3 protein-coding genes are annotated in these 2,950 nt (G+C 77.5%); 1 reads left to right on the forward strand and 2 read right to left on the reverse strand.

What is annotated here, in order from left to right; genetic code table 11:
- Positions 1 to 118 precede the first annotated feature (118 nt).
- Positions 119 to 676 (forward strand): sugar O-acetyltransferase, encoded by a 558-nt coding sequence (locus tag PYV61_RS23310; RefSeq protein ID WP_275836205.1) that lies wholly within the window; start codon positions 119 to 121, stop codon positions 674 to 676.
- Here the strand turns inward: PYV61_RS23310 and PYV61_RS23315 are convergent.
- Together PYV61_RS23315 and PYV61_RS23320 are read right to left on the reverse strand one after the other, a co-directional pair.
- Positions 666 to 1,343 carry a DNA-binding response regulator gene (locus PYV61_RS23315; RefSeq protein ID WP_275836207.1) on the reverse strand — a complete coding sequence of 226 codons (678 nt, stop codon included), beginning with the start codon at positions 1,341 to 1,343 and terminating at the stop codon, positions 666 to 668. The genes PYV61_RS23310 and PYV61_RS23315 overlap by 11 nt on opposite strands.
- Positions 1,344 to 1,540: 197 nt before the next feature.
- Positions 1,541 to 2,950 (reverse strand): HAMP domain-containing sensor histidine kinase (locus PYV61_RS23320; RefSeq protein WP_275836209.1); only part of this gene is annotated, 1,410 nt, incomplete at its 5' end.

Raw genomic sequence — 2,950 nt, forward strand, 5'->3', positions numbered from 1 at the left:
TCTCCTGCTCGCCCAGAGCCTCCGCGCGCTACCAAATCTTTGACAATCGCCCAGAACGGATCCGTCTCATCCGTTCTCCTGGCAGTTTGGCGGCGCCGAAGTTGCGCTCGGCCCGCGCATGTCGACCGAACGTGAGAAGATGCTCGCCGGCGGGCTGTACGACCCCTTCGACCCCGAGCTCGTCGCCGGGCGCGAGCGCGCCCGCGACCTCTGCCAGGCGCTCAACGCGACCCGCGAGAGCGAGACCGCCGCGCGGCGCGCGCTGCTGCGCGACCTGTTCGGCGCCGGCGGCGACACGGTCTGGATGCAGCCGCCGTTCTTCTGCGACTACGGCACGAACATCGAGCTCGGCGAGCGCGTGTTCTTCAACTTCAACTGCGTCGTGCTCGACGTGTGCCGCGTGCGGGTCGGCGACTTCACCCTGTTCGGCCCCGGCGTGCAGGTGCTCACCCCCGTGCACCCGATGAACGCCGAGCTGCGGCGGCGCGAGGAGTACGGGAAGCCGATCGACATCGGCGCCGACGTGTGGGTCGGCGGCGGGGCGCTGATCCTCCCCGGCGTCACGATCGGCGACCGCGCGGTGATCGGCGCCGGCAGCGTCGTCACGCGCGACGTGCCGGCGGGGGTGCTCGCCGCCGGGAACCCGTGCCGCGTGATCCGCGAGATCACGGAGTAGCGCGCTCGGCCTCGTACGCCGCGCGCAGCGCCGCCGCCACCCGCCCGCGCGACGGCACGCCGACCTTCACCAGCACCTGCTCGGCGTGGTTGCGCGCGGTGAAGCGGCTGATCGACAGCGCCGCCGCGATCTCGGGGTTCGACAGCCCCTCGGCGAGCAGGCGCGCGACCGCCGCCTGGCGCAGCGTCAGCCCGAAGCGCGCCACCAGCTCGTCGTCGGTGTAGCCGACCGCCGCCGGCGGCGCGGGGGGCGGCGCCGGCGGCTCGTCGCCGTCGGGGCGCGCCGGCGGGCGGCGCAGCAGCGCGCGCACGCGCGACAGCAGCTCCTCGGTGTGGAACGGCTTGGTGACGTAGTCGTCGGCGCCGAGCCGGAACCCCGCGACCTTGTCGTCGGGGGTGCTGCGCGCGCTGAGGATGAGCACCGGGCTCCAGTGCCCCTCGGCGCGCAGCCGCTCCAGCACCCCCAGCCCGTCGACGCGCGGCAGCCCGAGGTCGAGGATCACCAGGTCGACGTCGCGCCCGCGCGCGAGGTAGAGCGCGTCGCGCCCGTCGCGCGCGCGGAGCACCTCGTGCCCGTCGCGCCGCAGGTTGACCTCGAGCGCCTCGGCGAGGTCGTCGTGGTCCTCCACGACGAGGACCCGCGCGCGCGGGAGGGGGATTCCGTTCATGGACCGGCGACTGCGGGAAGGGGACACGGGACGCGACGGGGCGTCGCCGGAAGCTCTGCGCGCGCGCGCGCGGCGCATGGTGCAGCTGACCCATCCGGCGGCGGCGGCGAGCCAGCGCAGCGGCGCGGGGAGTCGGGAGGGGGGAGCGGTCGCGGACACGCGGCGAGCTTCGCCGCGCGCGTGCCGCCGCGCATGGGTCAGCTGTACACGGCCGCCGCCGTCGCCGCGCCCTCGGGCGTGGCCGCCGCGCGCGGGATGGTGACGCGGAAGCGCGCGCCGCCCGCCGGCGCGCCGTCCACCGCCACCGCGCCGCCGTGCTGCGCGACCAGCGTGCGCACCACGCTCAGTCCGAGCCCGCTCCCCCCCGACACGCCGTCGTCGCGCTCCAGCCGCTCGTACGGGCGCCACACGCGCGCGCGGTCGGCCGGCGCGACGCCCGGCCCCTCGTCGTCCACGGTGGCGATCAGCGCGCCGTCGTCGCCGGGGGCGCGCAGCGCGACCGTGACCGTCTGCCCCTCGGGCCCGTACTTGAGCGCGTTGTCGACGAGGTTGAGCAGCACCTGCCGCAGCGCCCCCGGGTCGACGTGCGCCGGCCAGGCCGCGGGGCCGGCGACGCGCAGCGTGCTCCCGCGCGCCGCGGCGACCGGCGTCATCGCCACGCGCACGTCGTCGGCGATCTCCATCGCGTCGCAGGCGCGGCGCGCGATGCGCAGCCGCCCCCCCTCGTCGCGCGCGGTGAGCAGCGCCCCCTCGACCATCAGCGCCAGCCGGTGCGCCTCGCGGTTGATGATGCCGAGCCAGCGGCGCGCGGTCGGCGCGTCGCCGCCGCCGTCGTCGCGCAGCAGCATGTCGCTGAACACGGTGATCTGCGTCAGCGGCGTGCGCAGCTCGTGCGACACCGACGCCACGAAGCGCGCGCGCAGCCGCTCCAGCTGCCGCTCCCTCCGCAGCCCGACGCCGCTCGCCGCCGCGAACAGCAGCGCCATCGCCGCCAGCGCGGCCGCGGCCCACGCCCCGTCGGCGGGGACCGCGGCGCGCGCGAGCCGCTCGCCGTCGGCCGCGTCGACGCCCATCTCCAGCACGTAGCCGCCGGGGCGCGAGTCGTACGTGACGCTGGCGCGGTACGGCGTGCGCCACCGCGCGGCGTCCCACCCCGGCGTCGCGTACAGCGTCTGTCCGGCGCGCGACAGGAAGCGCGTCCCGATGAAGCGGCGCGAGTCGTCGCGCCGCCGCGTGCCGTCTGGCATGCGCACCTCGGTCGCGCCGGGGGTCACGTCGTCCAGCCGGCGCACCACGCGCGCCGGCGTCGGCGCCCCCCCCGCCTCCCCCGCCCCGCCGCCGAGCGCCGGCGGGAGCGCCGGCAGCACCCACCGCGCCGCCTCCACGCCCGCCGCCGTGGACAGCGCGCGGTCGTACGTCACGCCGACCACCTGCGCCGGCGCGCCCCGGCCGCCGCGCAGGCGCGCGAACACGACGTTCCCCACCTGCCGCCCGCCGACGGTGAGGAACGCGAACAGCGGCTCCCCCTCGTCGAGCCCCCCGGGCTGCGCGGCCAGCGCGCGCACCGCGGCCAGCGTCGCCGCCAGCGTCGCCGGGTCGCGGAGCGC

It is taken from the genome of Roseisolibacter sp. H3M3-2 (assembly GCF_029211165.1).
GTDB lineage: Bacteria > Gemmatimonadota > Gemmatimonadetes > Gemmatimonadales > Gemmatimonadaceae > Roseisolibacter.

What these genes read in the sequence shown, in the direction of transcription:
- PYV61_RS23310 (WP_275836205.1), top strand. Translation starts at nt 119, where the DNA reads ATGTCGACCGAACGTGAGAAGATGCTCGCCGGCGGGCTGTACGACCCC.
- PYV61_RS23315 (WP_275836207.1), bottom strand. Translation starts at nt 1,343, where the DNA reads ATGAACGGAATCCCCCTCCCGCGCGCGCGGGTCCTCGTCGTGGAGGAC.